Below are 1695 nucleotides of genomic sequence, written 5' to 3' on the forward strand. Positions count from 1 at the left end.
CTGGGAGATCCTGCTGAAATATATGATAACAGCTCAACGCCTAAGCCCGCCGTAGATACCTCTACAGGTTTTTTCAAAGAAGATGCGTTTAGTTTCTGGAGCACAAGTATTGACGGCGGTAAAGTCGAAAAGGGTGGTGTAAATGATATCCTCTCGGTTTCATCCTCCAATAGTAGTCATCGAAAAGTTTATACCTTTCTTGGTAGTAGTCCTGCAGGTGTAAATAGTGGCGCTCAAATCTTAACCAGCACTAATGCAGTCGTAGATACAAATAATTCGCTATCACCGACTCTGTTCGGACTAAGCGATAGTCAAACGACCGAAAGAGATGAGCTTATTAACTGGATCAGGGATCGTTCCAAAGGTATCGGAGACCCACTTCACTCCACACCTGCGTTGGTCAATTATAAATGTAAAAACTACTCTGCAAGTGCTCCTTTCAGCTGTGCAGAAAACCAGCTTGACCTCACCCTCTTCCTCGGTACAAATGATGGCATGTTCCACGCTGTTAATGCGCAGACAGGTGAAGAACTGTTTGCCTATATGCCAAAGGAATTACTTCCCAATGTCAGGCACTTAAATACCAATGGTTCTACTAATAGAACACCGGGTCATGGACGCCCTTACGGATTAGATGGTCATCTGGTTCTTTGGGCAAATGATGTGAATAAGAATGGCGTCATATATGGTGGAGCAGATACTGCAGATAAAGACAACGATGGTAACACTACAGAGGAGTTGAGTAAGACAACTCCAAATGATGGAGAGTTTGTTTACGCCTACGTAGGCATGAGAAGGGGAGGGAGAAATTACTATGCCTTGAATGTGACTGATACCGGCAATCCAAAAATGCTTTGGTACATTAATGGCGGTGTGGCCCCCTTCCAGCAATTAGGGCAATCCTGGTCAAGACCGGTTCGAACCAAGCTCAAAATTGGTGCTGATAGCAAGGACGTACTGATTTTCTCCGGGGGTTATGATGTCAACCAGGATTCTCAGGCTCTGTATTCACAAGACAGCATGGGAAATGCAATTTATATTGTCGATGCAAAAACCGGAGCTTTGATCTGGTCTGCCAGTCATTCAAGTGGACATACTCTCACCTTGAACAAAATGAAGTACAGTATTCCAGGTGGAGTGACGGTAGCGGATATCGATGGTGATGGATATGGCGACCAGCTCTTCTTTGCTGATACTGGAGGGCAAGTCTGGAGACTTTATATTAACAACTGCACAGCAGATTCAAATGGAAGTGTCAGTAACTGTGCCGTCCAAAGTCTCAGTGACAAACAACATCTCATATGGGCTGCAGATGATGATGGAGGCGGCTTCTCAGACAGTGATGATGGCGTCATTGCATACATCGGCTATTCGAATGATATGACAGCGACTCAGAAGAAGATAAATGCAAGAAAATTCTTCACTCGCCCAGACATCTCTGACCTGGCTCTGAACGGTAAAAGGCAACTTGCAATCAGCATTGGCTCAGGATTGCGTCCAGATCCTCTGGGTCTACTCAATAGTGATGTTCAAGATAGATTTTACATGCTGGTTTCACCAAAACTGGCAAACCCCACCGTCGATACTGCCAACAGAAGTAGCAAGGCTGTACCTCCTCACACGACAATCAAGCACAATGTCGGTACTCTTGCCAATTTCACTCCAGACAGCAATGGCAATGCCAGCACTGCGGAA

General features: G+C 45.3%; 1 protein-coding gene. It reads left to right on the forward strand.

Features of this window, described 5'->3' with window-relative positions:
- The coding region (locus KDK18_RS09615; RefSeq protein ID WP_257254687.1) for a pilus assembly protein at positions 1–1695 on the forward strand (1695 nt) is incomplete at both ends.

This window comes from Endozoicomonas sp. SESOKO3 (assembly GCF_024606255.1).